The organism is Acinetobacter sp. S-1 (genome assembly GCF_059579785.1).
Window position 1 is genome coordinate 1,280,041 of sequence record NZ_CM184207.1, and the last position, 17,574, is coordinate 1,297,614.

A 17,574-nucleotide genomic window follows, 5' to 3' on the forward strand; every position below is an offset into this window, starting at 1 on the left:
CAAAACTATGTAGAAAATATTTCTATAAATATGACCTGTGACACAAAAAAATATTAAGATGAGAAGTGGTTTAATTAACTGATGTTAAAGGATATTTAAATGTAAAACATCTCTGCTATATTATAAAAATATATTGGGGATAACGCATGAATGCACATGTAGAAATAGATACGTATTGGTGTCTAGAACAACTATTACAAGAAGGCCGTATAACAGAACGAGATAAATTACTGGTACAGACAAGTCACCGCCAAAAAGACCAGTTAAAGTGGCATCCATTACAGTGGATTGCACATTTCAATTTAAAAGATCAGCAGCATACACATGCCCATTTGAGTTTAAACCGCTTATGTTTATGGTTTGCAGATCGGGTTCAGCTACCTCTATTTGTGATCGATCCTTTAAAGGCAGATGTCAGCGCTTTAACGCAGGTCATGTCACAAGAGTTTGCGATTCGCAACCATATTTTAGCTGTTGAAATTCGTGCTGACCGAATCGTGATTGGAACAGATCAACCATTTCAAACAGATTGGCTTAATAACCTTGAACGAAGTCTAGCGCCTAAAAAAATTGAACGGGTACTGCTTAATCCCGAACAGTTACAACGCTATTTGCGCGAATATTATCAGGTGAGTCGCGCGGTAAACTCTGCTCAAAAAGATGCAGCTCATGACCGTGACAGTAAAAATGTTGAAGCGCTTTTGCAGCTTGGCGATAGCCAAAACCCAGATGCTAATGATCAGCATATTGTGAAATTAGTCGACTGGATTTTACAGTTTGCATTTGAGCAGAGTGCCAGTGACATTCACATGGAACCGCGTAAAGATAATGGTAAAGTCAGGTTTAGGATTGATGGCGTTTTACACACCATTTATAACATGCCTTCAAATACGCTGACCGCCGTGATTTCTCGGATTAAAATTTTAGGACGTTTGAATGTAGCGGAAAAACGTAAACCACAAGATGGCCGGTTAAAAACACGTACACCTAAAGGGCAAGAAACCGAATTACGTTTATCAACCTTACCAACCGCATTTGGTGAAAAACTGGTTATGCGTATTTTCGACCCTGATGTGTTGGTACGTTCTTTTCAGCAATTGGGTTTTGAAGAGCGTTTATTACAACAGTGGCAACAATTAACAAAAAATAGCCACGGTATTATTTTAGTCACGGGTCCTACAGGCTCCGGTAAAACAACTACGCTATATTCATCTTTAAAGCAGCTTGCAACCGAGCAGGTCAATGTCTGTACCATTGAAGATCCGATTGAAATGCTAGAGCCTAGTTTTAACCAAATGCAGGTCAATAATGCAATTGAATTAGGCTTTGCAGACGGTGTACGTGCACTGATGCGTCAAGACCCTGACATTATTATGATTGGGGAAATTCGTGATCAAGATACAGCGAATATGGCCATTCAGGCAGCATTAACAGGTCATTTGGTTTTATCAACTTTACATACCAATGATGCACCGTCTAGTTTGACTCGGTTGCATGATTTGGGTGTACAGCCATTTCTGACAGCTGCAACAATTTTGGGTGTTCTCGCGCAGCGCTTAGTCCGCCAACTTTGTCCACACTGTAAGAAAAAAACTCACATTAATGAGGATGAGTGGGAACACTTAACCTTTGACTACATTATGGAAATGCCTGAAACGGTTTATCAAGCGGTAGGCTGTGAAGAATGTCGTCATACAGGCTATAAAGGGCGAGTCGGTATTTACGAATTTATGCCGGTCAGTCTTGAGCTTAAACATCTTATTAGTAGTCATGTGACATTAAATGATTTAAGAACTCAAACTAAAAAAGAAGGTATAGAACCTTTAAGAATTGCGGGAGCCCGTAAAGTGATTGAAGGACTTACGACATTAGAAGAGGTCTTGAGGGTTGTGCCATTAAATTAAGTTTTTCTTAAGATTCACCTCATTTATGGTTGATTTAATTGCTTTATCCCAAAAGGGAACCATAAACAGAGGGTAATAATATGAATATGCTTAAAGTAATGTTGATGACTGCTGGTATGACTGCTGCTGGCGTAGTTGTGGCGAATACACCAGTGAATCAAGCTGCAATTGCTCCGGCAACTGTCACCACAGTAAAACAGGCATTAACCTCAAAAGATAATACACCGATCAAATTACATGGTCAGGTTGTAAAGTCTTTAGGTGATGAAAAATATCAATTCCGTGATAAGACAGGTAGCATTACAATTGATGTAGATGATGAACTTTGGCAAGGTCGCCCTATTTCAGCCAATACAAATGTGACTTTAATTGGTGAAGTAGACATTGACTATAAACCTTTAAAACGCGTAGAAATTGATGTGGATCAAGTTCAGTTCTAATGAATGAGATCTGTAGATTTACTATTTTTAGCCGCATTTAAATCATGCGGCTTTGCTTTTTTTATAAAGGCTTGGCAAGATCAAAACAGGATACAACAGGAAAAATAGATGAGAATTTTGCTTGCAGAAGATGATCGCTCTCAAGCTGAAAGCATTCAATCATGGTTAGAGTTAGACGGTTATCAGGTAGATTGGGTAGAAAGAGGTGATTATGCACTGACGGCAATCGAACAGCATGATTATGACTGTATTTTACTTGATCGGGGGCTGCCTCAACTGGCTGGTGAAAAGGTTTTAACAACGATCCGCCATAAACAAAAAAATGTTCCTGTTATTTTTATCACTGCACGTGACAGCATTCATGATCGGGTAGAGGGGCTAGATTTAGGCGCAAATGATTATTTGGTTAAGCCTTTTAGTTTAGAAGAATTATCGGCTCGCATCCGCGCTCAATTACGCAAACAAACTTTGAGTCAGCAATCGGTTTTAACATGGGGTGACCTACAACTTGATACACAAGCGAAAGTTGTATTAAGCGCAGGCAAGTCTATCGATTTAACGGCAAAAGAATTCCAAATATTGCGTAAGCTTATGGTGCATCCCGAGCATATTATTACCCGTGATCAATTAGAAGAGGCACTGTATGCATGGGGCGAGGAAATTGAAAGTAACGCAATCGAAGTATTTATTTATCAACTTCGAAAAAAAATCGGAAGCAGCAGTATTAAAACCATACGGGGGCTAGGCTACCGTATGGGAGATGTAAAATGAAATCGAATCGCTCATCTTTGCAGTCTCAACTGGTTAAAACTACGATGTGGAGTAGTATCGTGGTGGGATTACTGGCTTTAAGCTTACTCACCATATTTTCTATCTATCATAACATGTCAGTGCAAGATGAAATCATGGATGAAATTTCAGATACTTTGCTGGTTTCCGATCTTTCTGAACACTCCATGAAACAGTTTGATGAGCTGAGTGATGAATTTGATATTCAGTATGAGTTATTAAACACAGGCCAAGTACTTACCCATTCTCATACCTATCAGTATGAACTTTTTGAACAAGGTAACTTATCAGAAGGTTTTTCGTATTTTTGGTTTGATGGCCAATTATGGCGTAGTCTGGCTGCACAACAAGAAGACTCTCAGCTACAAGTTGAAGTTTTTCAACCAATGAGTACACGTGTTGAAGAGGTACTTAAAGCACTTGCTGGATATAGCGGACTTATGGTGTTGTTTTGGTTACTGCAATGGGTCATTGTAAGTTGGCGTACCGAGCATCAATTGGCTGCACTCAATTTACTTTCTAGACGAATTGCTCAAAAAACTGCATCAAATTTAGAGCCAATTCAAGAACCAGATGTCATTACAGAAATTCAACCTGTTATAGATGCATTAAATCAATTGCTTGCAAGATTGCAAAGGGCTCTTGTTGCTGAACAGCGTTTTACCGCGGATGCTTCGCATGAGCTACGTTCTCCCTTATCTGCCATACAAATGCGTCTTCAGGTTTTACAGCGTAAATACCAACATCTTCCAGAACTTCATCAAGATTTTGAACGCATACAAGAAGACGTTTCTAGAAGTACAAAAATCCTTGAGAATTTACTACTTCTGGCCCGCTTAGAACCCAATGAAGCTGAACAACCCGAACTTCCTAAGACAGTTATCGATTTAAATTACTTACTGGCTAGAGTGATTGAAACTGTAGATTTAGACGCGAAAGCTAAACAGATGTTGATAGAGGTAAATACCTTATCGACAGAAACTAAAACATATGCGAATGAAGAATTACTGTTTATTGCTTTTAGAAATTTATTTGATAACGCCATTCGTTATAGTCCGACACTAGGCTCTATTCATGTTGAGATTAGTCAATATGAACAGCAAATTAAGGTGTCTATTGAAGACACGGGAAATGGAGTAGATGATGAAGTGCTATTACGGTTAGGGCAGCGTTTTTTTCGGGTACTTGGTACTCAGCAGCAAGGTTCTGGCTTAGGAATTTCAATTACTCGAAAAATTATTGAATTGCATAATGGCAAGTTACGTTTTATGCATGCTGAACAAGGTGGGCTGAGGGCAGAGATTATTCTTCCTTCATAAAAAATAGCATGGTTACCCATGCTATCCATTTTTTGTTTTCCCACGAATATTATTGAAACGCGAGTATGTTTTTTATTTAGTTAAAATTAGGCGATTGTTGCGAGTGAGGCGTAAACGATATTCCTCGCCAGCATGCATAATGCGAATTTCACGGCCTAATGCAAAGAGGTTATTAGAATGTAACATTGGTAAGGCGTGAGCTGTGTCATTGTTACGGGTAAATAAGCTAAAAGGTGCGTTCATTTGTTGTGCTCCGTGGTATGTTCTTGAACGATTTAAATGATAATCATTATCGAATAGATCTGTCAATGAGATTTTTAAGATTTTATAAAATGATAAAATTTGCTTACACTTGAGAAAAGTTTTAGAGAGTAAAAAGATGCCCAAACCAATAGTCGATGTCGCTATAGCAATCTTGATCCATCGTGGAAAAATATTAGTTGGATGGCGCGAAGAGCAGCAACATCAAGGTGGAAAGCATGAGTTCCCTGGTGGAAAGGTTGAGCAGGGTGAAACACCAGAAGAAGCCTGCCGCCGTGAAATCTATGAAGAAGTGGGTATTGGTTTAAAAGATTGGCACCAGTTTGATTATATTCACCATGAATATGATGACATTATTGTCAATTTACATTTATTCCATAGTTATGTACCTGACGAGTTATTAAATCTTATTCATCAACCATGGGCATGGTATACACGTGAACAGTTGCTTCACCTAAACTTTCCAAAAGCGAATAAAGATATTATAAAAAGGCTCTACTGGCCTCATCTCATCAAAATTAGCAATACGCTTTCAATGGTAGAAAGCAGTGAGGCTTTATTGTATTGGCGTATAGAAAATGAAGCTGAGCAGCAATATATAGAGCAACTAACTGCTTTAGATGAAGGGCAACGATCAAATTTAATTATAAATGTAGATATTTGGCGGCAATTAAGCCCTGAATTACAAAAACAAATAAAGACCGTTCATTTAAAACAATCTCAGCTCATGAATTTGCATAAAGGCGATTTAACAGTGGGCGTTCGTTATATTGCTGCTTGTCATGATGCCGTTTCTTTAAAGCAAGCTCAGCAGATTGGTTGCGATGCTGTTTTTATTAGTCCTGTAAAACCAACAACGACTCATCCAGAAGCTGTGCCATTAGGTTGGGAGCGTTTTAGTGAGCTTGCCCAAAATAGCCAGATTCCGGTTTTTGCATTAGGAGGAGTGCATCCGGAAGATTTAGCCACTGCACAGCAGCATGGTGCATATGGCTTAGCAGGTATTCGTAATTTCTAATGAGAAAATAAAAAAGCATTAAAAGCTAGAGAGCTTTTAATGCTTGTTGTGCTTCTTGAACAGTTTTTTGATTATTGCGTTGTTGACCAGCTTTTAGAATGACTAACCATAGCTGCTTTTTCATTGGCTGACTTTGGGCAAAACTCAAACCACGTCTTGCTAAAGACTCAGCATTAGAATATTGCTGTTTATGATTTGCCGTAAGTGCAAGAAATAGATAAGTCTCAGCCGCTTGTGGCGCTAAACGCTGTGCTTGAAGCGAATAGCGCTCAGCCTCTGACCACTGTTGATTTTTATAAGCCTGCTGTGTTTTTTGCATTAAAACTTTAAATGCCGGTAGCTGGCTGCCATCATCACTAAAATGTTGAGGCTTTTTCTGTTGAGGAACAATCACCTGTAAATTTTTACGTTGAATTTCTGGGTGATCATAAGGCGTAATTTTTACACCTGATGGAGTTTCCGTCTTTTTGACTGGAGGAGTAGGTGTTTTCTCTTTGGAGTCAGAATGATCGGGCAGAGTTGTACAGCCGACCATAAGAACAGCACCAATATAAAAAACACCTTTCTTCAACATATCCTAATTTCCTGTTAACGCTTAGTTGTTATAACTACCACTTGAAATTACTCGTGAGTTGTTCGACAGATCTTGTTCCATCTGGTTTTCACTTTCACGAATATAACTGTCGGTATTATCATCCTGAGAGTCAGGAATTGTGTTATCACTTTGTGGCGTATATGTTGGATCAACTTGATAATAAGGTGCTCCACATGGCGTAGCACGGTGCGGAACCGTATGCGTTAGCATCGGAATATACATAGCACCATCACAAGCTTGAGCAGATAAATCACCCGTTGCACGGTCAATCCACTGCCACTGTACTGTGTCTGGTTGACGTAGATTTACAGGCGTTTGACGTAATTGTTTCATCACATTAATCCATACTGGCAATGCACCCGATGAACCTGTTAATCCTGTTACTTTGTTATCATCTAAACCTAACCACACTACAGCAACGTGGTTACCTGAGTAGCCCGCAAACCATGAGTCACGTGTATCGTTAGTCGTACCTGATTTACCTGCCAATTTTAAAGCAGGAGACAAGCTATTATAAGCTGCGCGACCAGTACCCGAAGACATGACCTGTTGTAGACCATAATTCATAATATAGCCAACAGATGGATCAATGGTTTGTTGAACATTAAGGCCATAACGGTCAAGCAGGCGACCATTCGCATCTACGACAGATCGAATCGCACGAGTCGGATATTTAAAGCCACCTGTAGCAAAGTTCTCATAAATTCCCAGAACCTCCATTGGTGACATATTGACTGCCCCAAGGAAAATAGAAGGGTAGGCAGGAATGGTCGACTCAACACCAAACTTTCTTAAGTTGTTGGTAAATGTAGATAAACCAAACTCTTGACCCAAGCGTACAGCAGAGAGGTTATATGAGTTTGCCAAAGCTTCACTCAGGCTGACTACACCATGTCCGCCACCACTGTAGTTTTTAGGTGTCCAACTTTTGCCACCATCTACAGGGACACTAATCGGCGCATCTTCAATTTGGGTTGCCCAGTTGTAACGCCCAGATTCAATAGCACTTAAATAAATCACAGGTTTTAATAAAGAACCGACTTGGCGTTTTGCATCTACAGCACGGTTAAAACCAGTAAAGTCTTGTGTAGAACCAACAGCAGCAACAAGCTCGCCGTTTTCTGGATGTGCAATCAGTACAGCACCCTGTAAGTTTTTCAAACGTGCTGGGTTGCTGTTTGCTAAGCGGTCTACTGAAGCTTTAAAAGCATTTTGAACTTGAGTTTGAGTAATTGGGTCTAGAGTCGTAAAAATACGTAAGCCCTGATTAGTTAAATCACTTTCTTGATATTCTGTGCGTAATTGACGACGCACGATATCTAAAAAGTCAGGGAATTTTGCAGGGCCTAAACTTGGCTTACTTAACACATTTAAAGGACGTGCAATTTCATCTTCATATTCTGCTTGAGTTAAATAACCCATTACACGCATGTTATTTAACACGGTATCGCGGCGTTTTTTTGCACCTTCAGGATTTTTCCAAGGATTATATAAAGAAGGGCCTTGCACTAAACCAACTAAATAAGCTTGCTGTGCAACGCTAAGTTCACGTAACGGTAAACCAAAATAAAATTGAGAAGCCAAACCATAGCCATTAATTGAGTAGCTACCATTTTGGCCTAGATTCACTTCATTTAAGTAGGCTTCTAAAATTTCATCTTTGCTGTAATGCAGCTCAATGAGTAAAGCCATTAATGCTTCATTAACTTTACGTTTTAATGTGCGTTCAGGTGTGAGATAGAAGTTTTTAACCAATTGCTGAGTCAGGGTTGAACCACCTTGACGTTTACCACCTGTGATATTACTCACTAATGCACGGGCAGTACCACGAATTGAAATACCGTGATGATGATAGAAATTACGGTCTTCTGTTGAAATTAAAGCTTCAATAAGTGGTTTAGGGACATTATTCAGTTTAATGAGAACACGGTCTTCATTATGTTGAGGGTAGATCCCTCCAATCAGAAGTGGCTCTAGTCGCGCAACACCCGTTGAAGAAGGTTTTGTACTTCTAACTTCAGCAACTTGGTCATTTGCAAAACTTAACTCTAGGACTTGTTCGGGTTCAACACTGTCGCCGTAATCAAAACCACGCGTGTGGATATACATATTGCTACCCTGAGCAACATAGGTTCCAGACTTGTCATAATTACTTGAAGTTTTGTAACCCAAGAGTTTTAATTCTTGAGTGAAATTTGCTTGGGTAATAGGTGCGTTATTATAAATTTCCAAAGGACGTGCAAACACTTTGGCGGGAATATCCCACCGTTGTCCTTCAAATTTTTCACGGATAATATTATCTAAACGAATCAGATAGATACTAAGAGCAATAAAAGCACCAATGACCAAAATGGAAAAGATTAGTGCAAAGAAACCGATACCACGTTCAAACTTCATAAAAATGAGATAAAACCCTAACAATGCCTGTAATGATGCGATAGCTTGTCATCAATTTGCAATGATAAAACTGTGAATAATTGGAAAACTTAGATTGAATTTTACAGCATCTTGTTGTTATGTTTTTTTAAATTAATCAGGTTAATGTTATTATAGCGAAGTATCGCAGCGGAGCTTACTCATTCGTGCAAATTTCACATAAGTCCTTCAGAAACGTCGGGTTAATCGGTCGACCAGATAAATCATCAGTAGTAGAAACACTATGTTTAATTCATGATCATTTGTTGAACCTTGGCTTAAACCCCATTTTTGATCAGGAAACTGCTGAATTAGTGCCTTATGATCATGCACAAATTGTAAGCCGTCATTTATTGGGTGAAGTTGCTGATTTAGTCATAGTTGTTGGAGGCGACGGTTCTTTACTCCACGCTGCTAGAGCTTTAGTTCGTTACAATACGCCTGTTATTGGTATTAACCGCGGGCGGTTAGGTTTTTTAACTGATATCAAACCTTCAGAAGCCATTTTCAAACTTGACCAAGTACTTCAAGGTCATTTCCAGCTTGACCGTCGTTTCTTACTTGAAATGGAAGTACGAACAAATGGTGAAGTCATTTATGACGCCATTGCTTTAAATGATGTGGTTTTGCATTCGGGCAAATCGGTACACATGATTGACTTCGAACTTAATATTGATGGTCAATATGTTTACCGCCAACATAGTGATGGTTTAATTGTTTCGACGCCAACCGGATCAACGGCTTATGCATTGTCAGGTGGTGGACCAATTTTACATCCAAGTATGGATGCTATTGCATTAGTTCCAATGCATCCCCATACATTGTCATCACGTCCCATCGTAGTCGGTGGTCAAAGCGAAATTAAAATCGTTATTCGCGAAAATCGGGTATTACCAATGGTGAGTGCAGATGGGCAACATAGTGTCTCGCTCAATGTTGGAGACAGTTTACACATCCGCAAACACCCATTTAAACTAAGTTTATTGCATCCACCAGGTTATGATTTCTATATGGCCTGCCGTACCAAACTTGGTTGGAACCAAGATTTTGAATCTTTTCAAAGAGATGAATCATGAATATTGAACAAATGCTATCTGTTTTAAACCCTGAAATTGTGGAGCGTTTAAAAACAGCAGTAGAAATTGGTAAATGGCCAAACGGCGTTGTTTTAACTAAAGAGCAACGTGAGACTTGTATGCAAGCTGTAATCGCTTGGGAGTTGAAGAACTTACCAGAAGATCAGCGTAGTGGTTATATTGACCGTGGTACAAAAGAAGAAGGCGAAGAATGTGATGATGACCATCACAAGCATGAGCCAGAGTTTAAACCGATTCGTTTTGTTTAAAACTTAATAAGACAGAAAATTATTTTTGGTTATTCCATACAGCCTTATATAGCATGTTTTTCATAAGTTATAGCATATAGGCTTTTATTACTTTTGAAGGATCAAAAGTAACCAAAAATCCTTTGTATCACTGACGATATTTCCTGTATCGCAGTGATACGGTCGACATCCATGTCGACCTTCACGATAGCATTTGTTAACTACGAATTAAGATTGCTTAAATTTCGTGTTTCCCATAACACTTTTGCTTTTTGCATCGCTTCTTCAAAATTAGCAACAACGCCCATCGTATATAGCGCGATTCCGATGGTTTCTGTTACGGCCATTTCTCCATATTCATGGTGCTGTTGACCAAGCCATACTGCTTTAAATGTTGCTAAATCTAATTCTTCTTCAATTGGGCTTCGCTCAGGTGTGAGCTTTGGCAACTCATGTTCATAGAGCTCACCATTTTTAATACCGCAAATGAGTGTTTTAGCATCTGGGTTTCGTTCAAATTCACCACCTTCGCCTTTAATAACGGCACTATTTTGATAGCCTAAGCGTAATGCGCTATGTTGGTGGGAAGTTCTGTAAGCAGGATGGAATATTGCTTGTAAGGTAGCCTTGGCATTAAAAGGATTAATTAAACGAGCCAAAGTATGAATAGGTGAACGCAATCCCATGACATTTCTTAGAGAAATCAATTCGCTTAAAACTGGTGAAATCACGTCTAGTGGTAAGTAAGCAAAATTTTGCTCTGCTAATTGTGTACGAACTTCTTGTTCAGAATGGCAAATTTGATAACCAAGATATTCTAAGACTTGCTCTGTATAAACACGGTTAAGCGTGTGACCTGACGCACCATGCATAACAATTTTATGGCCATGCTGGGCAAGTGTAAGGGCGGCTAACAAAAACCATGGATAGTGTTTTCGCTTACCTGCATAAGATGACCAATCTAAATCGACTTCTAAAGGCTCAAAATGAAGCTGGTCTTTGGTTGCTTGAACGAAACCTGCGAGTTCTTCAATAGATTCTTCTTTAACCCGAAGTAGCATTAAAAATGCACCTAGCTGTACATCTAACACTTCGCTTTTTAAAATCATGGTAAATGCTTGATAAGCTTCTTCATAGCTTAAAGAGCGAGAACCAGTTTTCCCCTTACCTAAAATACGGACATATTGAGCAAAGGGATGTTCAGCATCTTTATAGATATTACGTTTAGTATTCATCGTAGTTCAAAACAATAAAAATGATGGGATGTAGGCAGCTCAAAATGAAATGTCCACAAGTATTTAATCAATATGACATAAAAAGCTGCTGAAAAAATATCAAAAGTGTTTCTTATACTAAAGTCTTAGGACTGCCTGAGTGTTTTTTATGCGTATCAGCTAAAAATTTAACCGAATTGTTATTTAATTCGAGTACACTTTCTCGTGCTTTTTTGAGCACTCATATCATAATTTTATGTGATTCTCCTATATCTTCAGCTTTTTATTGAAAAAGTAAGAGGTTATTTCTAGCTACTCAAAGTGGTTAGAAACTTCAGGTATTCTCCTGTTTTAGAAAACTTGATTTTGTTTTCATTGAGGTAGTAGGAAGGTTTTTTGTTCACAAAAAACCATTTCCCTTTTGCGGTGTTAATGTGAAAGGTTAGGGCTGTGTATTCGTAAAGAATAGACGTTTCATTTTGGTATTTCCAACGGACTTGGAAATATAGATTGAAGTAAAGTTATGGCTAAAAAACCGATTTATAAATCACTTTATTTTCAGGTGATTATTGCGATTATTGCGGGTATCTTGGTAGGGCATTTTTCCCCAAGCTCAACGCAAATTGTCAATGGTGTCGAACAGCATATTCCGGGGTTAGGTGAAAAACTCAAGCCATTAGGTGATGCCTTTATTCGTTTGATCAAGATGATCATTGCTCCAGTTATTTTCTGTACCGTGGTAAGCGGTATTGCTGGCATGGAAAGCATGAAGTCAGTCGGAAAAACTGGCGGCGTTGCGTTGTTATACTTTGAAATCGTTTCAACAATTGCACTTCTAATTGGCCTTGTTGTAATTAACATTGCTAAACCGGGTGTAGGGATGAATGTTGACCCTACCACTCTCGATACTTCGGGCATTCAAAAATACGTCAGTTCTGGTGAGTCACAATCTACCATTGATTTCTTAATGCACATCATCCCGGATACGGTGGTTGGCGCGTTTGCAAATGGTGAAATCTTACAAGTCCTTCTTTTTGCAATTCTCTTTGGTTTTGCTTTACATAAGTTAGGGGATGCAGGACGTCCAGTTTTAAAATTTATTGATCAAGTTGCACATGTGTTCTTTAACATTGTGAATATGGTCATGAAATTAGCTCCGATTGGTGCATTCGGTGCAATGGCATTCACTATCGGTAAATATGGCGTTGGTTCACTCGTACAATTAGGGCAGCTCATTATCTGCTTCTATATTACGTGCTTACTCTTTATCTTCTTAATTTTGGGTACAATCAGCCGTATTAGTGGATTCAGTATTCTTAAGATGATTCGCCTGATTCGTGAAGAGTTATTAATTGTACTTGGTACATCTTCTTCTGAATCTGTTTTGCCTCGCATGTTACGTAAACTTGAAATTGCAGGTTGTGAAAAATCTGTAGTTGGTTTGGTTATTCCAACAGGTTATTCATTTAACCTCGATGGTACGTCAATTTATTTGACTATGGCTGCAATCTTTATTGCTCAGGCAACAAATACACAGCTTGATATTCAACATCAGATTACTTTGTTGTTGGTACTCTTAATTTCATCTAAGGGTGCTGCGGGTGTAACAGGCTCTGGCTTTATTGTTATGGCTGCAACTTTATCTGCTGTAGGACATATTCCAGTGGCAGGTCTGGCATTGATTTTAGGTATTGACCGTTTCATGTCAGAAGCCCGTGCATTAACTAACCTTGTTGGTAACTCACTAGCAACGATTGTTGTTGCAAAATGGGTCGGTGCTTTAGATAAAGATAAGCTAAATGATGCTTTAAACAATCCAGATGAAGTCGACAGAAAAATGATGGAGCAAAAAACTCCTCAAGTCGCTGAAGGTTTAGATTAATTCAAATAAACCTATATAAAAGAGGAAGCTTTGGCTTCCTTTTTTATTGGCTGACTGAAAAGTACAGTTTTAATGAGCAGCTATGTCATGACAGTAGCTTAAAAAATGATTAGCATGCACAACAATCAGATTAGATAAAACAATAAAGCCGAAGGAAAATATTATGTTGGCATACGATGCAGATTTAGAATTATTCCGTGATAATTTTAAACGTTTTATGAATGAGCATATTGCTCCACATTATGACCAATGGGAACGCGAAGGAATCATGCCACGTTCTGTCTGGAATCAACTGGGCGAAAATGGCTTTTTATGTGTGGATGTTCCAGAAGAATACGGTGGTTATGGTGTGCCAACCTATTATTCATTAATGTTGGTTGAAGAATCGGCACGCGCTGGTTTTTGTGCATTATCAACAGCGATTTCTTGCCACTCTGAAATTGCTGCACCATATATTTTACACATCGGGACAGAAGAGCAAAAACAATATTGGTTGCCGAAAATGGTAACAGGTGAAGTGGTTGGTGCAATTGGTATGACTGAACCTGGAGCGGGTTCGGATTTACAATCAATGCGTACTAGCGCCATTTTGCAAGATGACCATTATTTATTAAATGGCTCAAAAACCTTTATTTCAAATGGACAACATGCTGATCTTGTGGTGCTTGCAGTAAAAACTGATCCTCAAGCGCGTGCAAAAGGCGTGTCATTATTATTGGCAGATACGCATCTAGAAGGCTTTAAAAAAGGCACAAATTTAGACAAAATCGGTCTGCATTCTCAAGACACATCTGAGCTATTTTTTGACAATGTTAAAGTTCCTAAAAACCAGTTACTCGGTCAAGCTGGACAAGGCTTTGCTTATTTAATGCAAGAGTTACCGCGAGAACGTACAGCTATTGCATCTACCGCAATTGGCGCTATTCGTGGTGCAATTGATTTGGCAACTGCTTATGTAAAAGAACGTCATGCATTTGGTCAACCTATTTCACAGTTCCAAAATACTCGTTTTGTTTTAGCACAAGCAAAAATTGATGAGCTTGCTACGGCTGCTTTTTATGAGAGAAATGTTGCTCTATATCAAGAAGGTAAACTTGATGTTGAAACAGCAGCAGCGCTTAAAAGTTTCAGCACTGACATGCAAATGAAAGTTGCAGACAACTTGCTGCAACTTTTTGGTGGCTATGGTTATATGACTGAATATCCAATTTCACGTTTCTTTGTAGATGCACGTATTCAACGTATTTACGGTGGTACAAATGAAATTATGAAAGAAATTGTAGCGCGTGGATTAATTGGCAAAGCTTAATTAAGCAGAGAAAAACAGCCTGTCCTAGAATGGGCTGTTTTGTTTTTAACTATTTGGTCTTCTGTTGAATGACAGGATAGTCTTGTTGTTTCGGTAATTGCTGTAATGCATGATTCATCTTTCTTAAAAACTTATCTGCTTCATCTTGATGGAATGAATCTTCGGTGTATTTACTACGTTCTTGAAAGACGACACCACAACCCGTTATTTTCATATTTTCAGGATTAAATGACCAATCATTTGGATTCTTTAAGTTAATGTTTAAATCACTTTCACAGCTTTTCCATAAACGTAAAAATTCATTTGATAATTCTGCTTTAAATCCTCGTGCTGGATAGACCGAGAAGCCTTTCATTTCGGGATTAGAAAACTGTATAAACATATCTACTGGCATACCGCCCCAAATGATTGCTATATCTGGTGGTAAATAGATGCCTGATAAATTTTTCTCTTTTAAAGCATGTGTTTGCTCATATTTCTGCCTAAAATGTTGTGACTGATATGTCAGCTTGGTTTGAGGTGGAATTAGAATGCCACGAACTTGATTACTGACAGTCGTCATATAGTACGGAGAATTATCCCTACCATTGCATCCTGCAATTAAGGGGCAACCGCCACAAGCCGTTAAACTAAAACTTGTAATACCCAGTAAGCCTAAAACAATAATTTTATTCATTCTATTTTACTGTTGTTATGACATATTGGGTCAGTATAACCAATCTATACATTAAGAGGACTATCTTTAAGAACAACGAAATAATCATCTTTAAATGTAATTATTTTTTACTTGGCTGGTTGCTGCAATCGCTCATCAAATAAAGATTTACAGCTTTCTAAATTTTGACAAGAAGCAAACACAAGGGCTTTAGGTAAGCTCGCATACAAATTTGTAATGTGTTGTTCAGCTGGGTTATAAAAATGCCAATAAGTAAATTGATCTGAACGTTTATTTTCCAGAGCTTTAAAGAAATCTGCTTCATTAAATTTATTGTTAAGTTGAGTGTGAGGACCACCTTGCTCATGTGTACCGACTGTGGTCATGAGTAAAGGGGAATGATTTGGTTTCTGACTTTGCCAATGATTTAACTGCTGAAATAACATGCCTTGGTCAAACCAGAGGGAAGGGCTTGCAGCAAAGTAACGCTGAAATGCATCTGGCTTTTGAAAAAAATGATAAAGAACCAATAAGCCACCAAAAGAATGCCCATATAGACTCTGTTGTTGACTATTAATCGGAAATTGTTTTGCAATTGTAGGCTTGAGTTCGCTATTTAAAAAAGCAATAAACTGATCAGCACCCCCATATTTATATTTACCTTGTGCTTGAAATTCAGCAGAAGGTTTTGGAGTGTAATCATAAGCACGCTTTTGCACATCAAAGGTTTTTTGATGAAGGTAACCAACCGCTACGATCATGAGTGGATCTAGTCCTAATTTGTTAGAACCAGCGCCAATCGACTGGGCAATATTGGCAGCACTTGGAAATGTAGCATTTCCATCTAATATATAAAGTACTGGATACCCATGTTGGGGTGGGGCGACAGGTGGTTTATAAATTTGAATAAGATAATCATGGCCTGTATTTTTAGATTTAATTTGAAATTGTGCCTGATTATTTTGAAAAACGATTTTTGGTTGATTTTGTATAGGCGTTTGGGCGAAGGTAGAACAGCTTATTAAAGTACTAAATAAAAAACTAGTAGATAAAAGGAAAAATGATCTTTGCATAATGGGCGATAATAAAATTTATTATACAAATGATAAATGAAAATCATTATCAAATAAAGTAATCAAGAAATGGAAGCAAAAAGGTTAATGAAAAAAGCTCTTACAGCTATATTGCCTAACAAATCAAAGCAGACTATTGTTATACTCTCGTTTAAAAGATGATTTTACTGAGGCTGCATTCTAATGATCAACGATGATCAAAACAAAACGACTTCTCTTAGTTTAGAACAAATTCGTGAAGATATTGATAGTGTAGATCAACAGATTCAAGAATTATTAAATCGCCGCGCAAGCCTTGCTGAAGCTGTTGCTAAAGCTAAATTTGCTTCCGAAGAGAATCCTTTGTTTTATCGTCCTGAACGTGAAGCACAAGTTTTACGCAAAGTCATGGAGCGCAACCAAGGTCCTTTGTCTGATGTCACCATGGCGCGTTTGTTCCGTGAAATTATGTCTGCTTGCCTTGCTTTAGAAGCTCCGCAAAGTATTGCATTTTTAGGACCGGAAGGTACTTTTACTCAATCTGCCGTGCTTAAGCATTTTGGTAAAGATGCAGTTGTTCGTCCATTACCAACAATTGATGAAGTGTTCCGTGAAGTAGAAGCAGGTAGTGCACATTACGGCGTAGTGCCAGTTGAAAACTCATCTGAAGGTATTGTGAACCATACTTTAGATTGTTTTAAAACATCGAATTTAAATGTGATTGGTGAAGTTGAATTACGTATTCATCATCAATTCCTTGTCTCTGAAAATACACGTAAAGACAGTATTAAACAGATTTATGCCCACCAGCAGACTTTGGCTCAATGTCGTCAATGGTTAGACGCGCATTATCCGGGTGTTGAACGTGTTGCTTTAAACTCAAATGCAGAAGCTGCACGCCGTATTCGCAACGAATGGCACTCAGCAGCGATTGCATCAGATATTGCAGCAGGTATGTATAACCTCGAAATTTTACATAGCAATATTGAAGATAATCCGGAAAATACTACTCGTTTCTTAGTCATTGGCCGTGAAAAAATTCCACAAAGTGGCAATGACAAAACTTCATTATTAATTTCAGCACATGACCGTGCTGGTGCTTTATTAGAAATTTTAGCGCCGTTTGCAAAACATAATATTAGCTTAACAAGTATTGAGACCCGTCCAGCATTACCTGAAAAATGGGCATATGTATTCTTTATCGATTTAGAAGGTCATATCGATCAAGAGAATGTTGCTGCTGCAATCAATGATATTCGTCCAATGGTGAAAGAGCTTCGTATTTTAGGTTCATATCCTGCTGCCGTTCTCTAATTACTCATGTTGGAATAATGACATGCATCAAGATGGTCATGTCATTATGCTTAAAAACAAATTGCTCAAAGGTTTAAATCACT

At 38.4% G+C, this 17,574-nt stretch carries 16 protein-coding genes; 10 read left to right on the forward strand and 6 right to left on the reverse strand.

What is annotated here, in order from left to right:
• The first annotated feature begins 146 nt into the window (after positions 1-146).
• The 4 genes from tfpB to AC52J8_RS06100 all read left to right on the forward strand — a co-directional run bounded on the left by tfpB (position 147) and on the right by AC52J8_RS06100 (position 4,452).
• Positions 147-1,904 (forward strand): type IV pilus assembly ATPase TfpB, encoded by a 1,758-nt coding sequence (gene tfpB, locus AC52J8_RS06085; protein WP_086399177.1) that lies wholly within the window; start codon positions 147-149, stop codon positions 1,902-1,904.
• 80 nt (positions 1,905-1,984) lie between these two features.
• Entirely contained in the window at positions 1,985-2,344 is a 360-nt protein-coding gene (locus tag AC52J8_RS06090) for a NirD/YgiW/YdeI family stress tolerance protein (protein WP_002118236.1), read from the forward strand.
• Between the two features lie 108 nt (positions 2,345-2,452).
• Positions 2,453-3,115 (forward strand): response regulator transcription factor, encoded by a 663-nt coding sequence (locus AC52J8_RS06095; protein WP_014207221.1) that lies wholly within the window; start codon positions 2,453-2,455, stop codon positions 3,113-3,115.
• Positions 3,112-4,452, forward strand: a complete 1,341-nt coding sequence (locus AC52J8_RS06100) for a sensor histidine kinase (protein ID WP_086399176.1) — start codon at positions 3,112-3,114, stop codon at positions 4,450-4,452. The genes AC52J8_RS06095 and AC52J8_RS06100 overlap by 4 nt, the downstream gene beginning before the upstream one ends.
• Before the next feature lie 72 nt (positions 4,453-4,524).
• Here AC52J8_RS06100 and hemP read toward each other — a convergent pair whose 3' ends face one another.
• Positions 4,525-4,695, reverse strand: a complete 171-nt coding sequence (hemP, locus tag AC52J8_RS06105) for a hemin uptake protein HemP (RefSeq protein ID WP_002118129.1) — start codon at positions 4,693-4,695, stop codon at positions 4,525-4,527.
• 136 nt (positions 4,696-4,831) lie between these two features.
• Between hemP and AC52J8_RS06110 the strand changes: the two genes are divergently transcribed.
• Entirely contained in the window at positions 4,832-5,731 is a 900-nt protein-coding gene (locus tag AC52J8_RS06110; protein WP_086399175.1) for an NUDIX domain-containing protein, read from the forward strand.
• Positions 5,732-5,756: 25 nt separating this feature from the next.
• On the opposite strand, the gene AC52J8_RS06115 is transcribed toward AC52J8_RS06110, so the two are convergent.
• Positions 5,757-6,305, reverse strand: coding sequence for a tetratricopeptide repeat protein (locus AC52J8_RS06115; protein WP_086399174.1), 549 nt, complete (start codon positions 6,303-6,305; stop codon positions 5,757-5,759).
• Positions 6,306-6,326: 21 nt separating this feature from the next.
• Positions 6,327-8,723, reverse strand: coding sequence for a penicillin-binding protein 1B (gene mrcB, locus AC52J8_RS06120; protein WP_017402976.1), 2,397 nt, complete (start codon positions 8,721-8,723; stop codon positions 6,327-6,329).
• Positions 8,724-8,908: 185 nt separating this feature from the next.
• Between mrcB and AC52J8_RS06125 the strand changes: the two genes are divergently transcribed.
• Entirely contained in the window at positions 8,909-9,817 is a 909-nt protein-coding gene (locus tag AC52J8_RS06125; protein WP_005073476.1) for an NAD(+) kinase, read from the forward strand.
• Positions 9,814-10,086, forward strand: coding sequence for a YeaC family protein (locus AC52J8_RS06130; protein ID WP_002118245.1), 273 nt, complete (start codon positions 9,814-9,816; stop codon positions 10,084-10,086). The genes AC52J8_RS06125 and AC52J8_RS06130 overlap by 4 nt, the downstream gene beginning before the upstream one ends.
• A gap of 200 nt (positions 10,087-10,286) precedes the next feature.
• On the opposite strand, the gene AC52J8_RS06135 is transcribed toward AC52J8_RS06130, so the two are convergent.
• Complete coding sequence (locus AC52J8_RS06135; RefSeq protein ID WP_086399173.1) at positions 10,287-11,300, reverse strand: glycosyl transferase family protein; 1,014 nt, start codon at positions 11,298-11,300, stop codon at positions 10,287-10,289.
• A 502-nt stretch (positions 11,301-11,802) separates the two neighbouring features.
• On the opposite strand from AC52J8_RS06135, the gene AC52J8_RS06140 reads away from it, so the two are divergent.
• The gene (locus tag AC52J8_RS06140) at positions 11,803-13,161 is read left to right on the forward strand and encodes a dicarboxylate/amino acid:cation symporter (protein WP_002118145.1); all 1,359 of its coding nucleotides are present in this window, start codon (positions 11,803-11,805) and stop codon (positions 13,159-13,161) included.
• 163 nt (positions 13,162-13,324) lie between these two features.
• Positions 13,325-14,470 (forward strand): acyl-CoA dehydrogenase family protein, encoded by a 1,146-nt coding sequence (locus AC52J8_RS06145; RefSeq protein ID WP_017386519.1) that lies wholly within the window; start codon positions 13,325-13,327, stop codon positions 14,468-14,470.
• Positions 14,471-14,519: 49 nt separating this feature from the next.
• On the opposite strand, the gene AC52J8_RS06150 is transcribed toward AC52J8_RS06145, so the two are convergent.
• Together AC52J8_RS06150 and AC52J8_RS06155 are read right to left on the reverse strand one after the other, a co-directional pair.
• Entirely contained in the window at positions 14,520-15,146 is a 627-nt protein-coding gene (locus tag AC52J8_RS06150; protein WP_086399172.1) for a hypothetical protein, read from the reverse strand.
• A 107-nt stretch (positions 15,147-15,253) separates the two neighbouring features.
• The gene (locus AC52J8_RS06155) at positions 15,254-16,198 is read right to left on the reverse strand and encodes an alpha/beta hydrolase (protein ID WP_086399171.1); all 945 of its coding nucleotides are present in this window, start codon (positions 16,196-16,198) and stop codon (positions 15,254-15,256) included.
• 183 nt (positions 16,199-16,381) lie between these two features.
• Between AC52J8_RS06155 and pheA the strand changes: the two genes are divergently transcribed.
• Positions 16,382-17,491: a prephenate dehydratase gene (gene pheA / locus AC52J8_RS06160; RefSeq protein ID WP_002049199.1), complete on the forward strand. Its 1,110-nt coding sequence runs from the start codon at positions 16,382-16,384 to the stop codon at positions 17,489-17,491.
• Positions 17,492-17,574: the final 83 nt, after the last annotated feature.

Excerpts from the sequence above, each read along its gene's own strand:
- tfpB (WP_086399177.1), top strand. The coding sequence starts at position 147 with ATGAATGCACATGTAGAAATAGATACGTATTGGTGTCTAGAACAACTA.
- AC52J8_RS06090 (WP_002118236.1), top strand. The coding sequence starts at position 1,985 with ATGAATATGCTTAAAGTAATGTTGATGACTGCTGGTATGACTGCTGCT.
- AC52J8_RS06095 (WP_014207221.1), top strand. The coding sequence starts at position 2,453 with ATGAGAATTTTGCTTGCAGAAGATGATCGCTCTCAAGCTGAAAGCATT.
- AC52J8_RS06100 (WP_086399176.1), top strand. The coding sequence starts at position 3,112 with ATGAAATCGAATCGCTCATCTTTGCAGTCTCAACTGGTTAAAACTACG.
- hemP (WP_002118129.1), bottom strand. The coding sequence starts at position 4,695 with ATGAACGCACCTTTTAGCTTATTTACCCGTAACAATGACACAGCTCAC.
- AC52J8_RS06110 (WP_086399175.1), top strand. The coding sequence starts at position 4,832 with ATGCCCAAACCAATAGTCGATGTCGCTATAGCAATCTTGATCCATCGT.
- AC52J8_RS06115 (WP_086399174.1), bottom strand. The coding sequence starts at position 6,305 with ATGTTGAAGAAAGGTGTTTTTTATATTGGTGCTGTTCTTATGGTCGGC.
- mrcB (WP_017402976.1), bottom strand. The coding sequence starts at position 8,723 with ATGAAGTTTGAACGTGGTATCGGTTTCTTTGCACTAATCTTTTCCATT.
- AC52J8_RS06130 (WP_002118245.1), top strand. The coding sequence starts at position 9,814 with ATGAATATTGAACAAATGCTATCTGTTTTAAACCCTGAAATTGTGGAG.
- AC52J8_RS06135 (WP_086399173.1), bottom strand. The coding sequence starts at position 11,300 with ATGAATACTAAACGTAATATCTATAAAGATGCTGAACATCCCTTTGCT.
- AC52J8_RS06140 (WP_002118145.1), top strand. The coding sequence starts at position 11,803 with ATGGCTAAAAAACCGATTTATAAATCACTTTATTTTCAGGTGATTATT.
- AC52J8_RS06145 (WP_017386519.1), top strand. The coding sequence starts at position 13,325 with ATGTTGGCATACGATGCAGATTTAGAATTATTCCGTGATAATTTTAAA.
- AC52J8_RS06150 (WP_086399172.1), bottom strand. The coding sequence starts at position 15,146 with ATGAATAAAATTATTGTTTTAGGCTTACTGGGTATTACAAGTTTTAGT.
- AC52J8_RS06155 (WP_086399171.1), bottom strand. The coding sequence starts at position 16,198 with ATGCAAAGATCATTTTTCCTTTTATCTACTAGTTTTTTATTTAGTACT.
- pheA (WP_002049199.1), top strand. The coding sequence starts at position 16,382 with ATGATCAACGATGATCAAAACAAAACGACTTCTCTTAGTTTAGAACAA.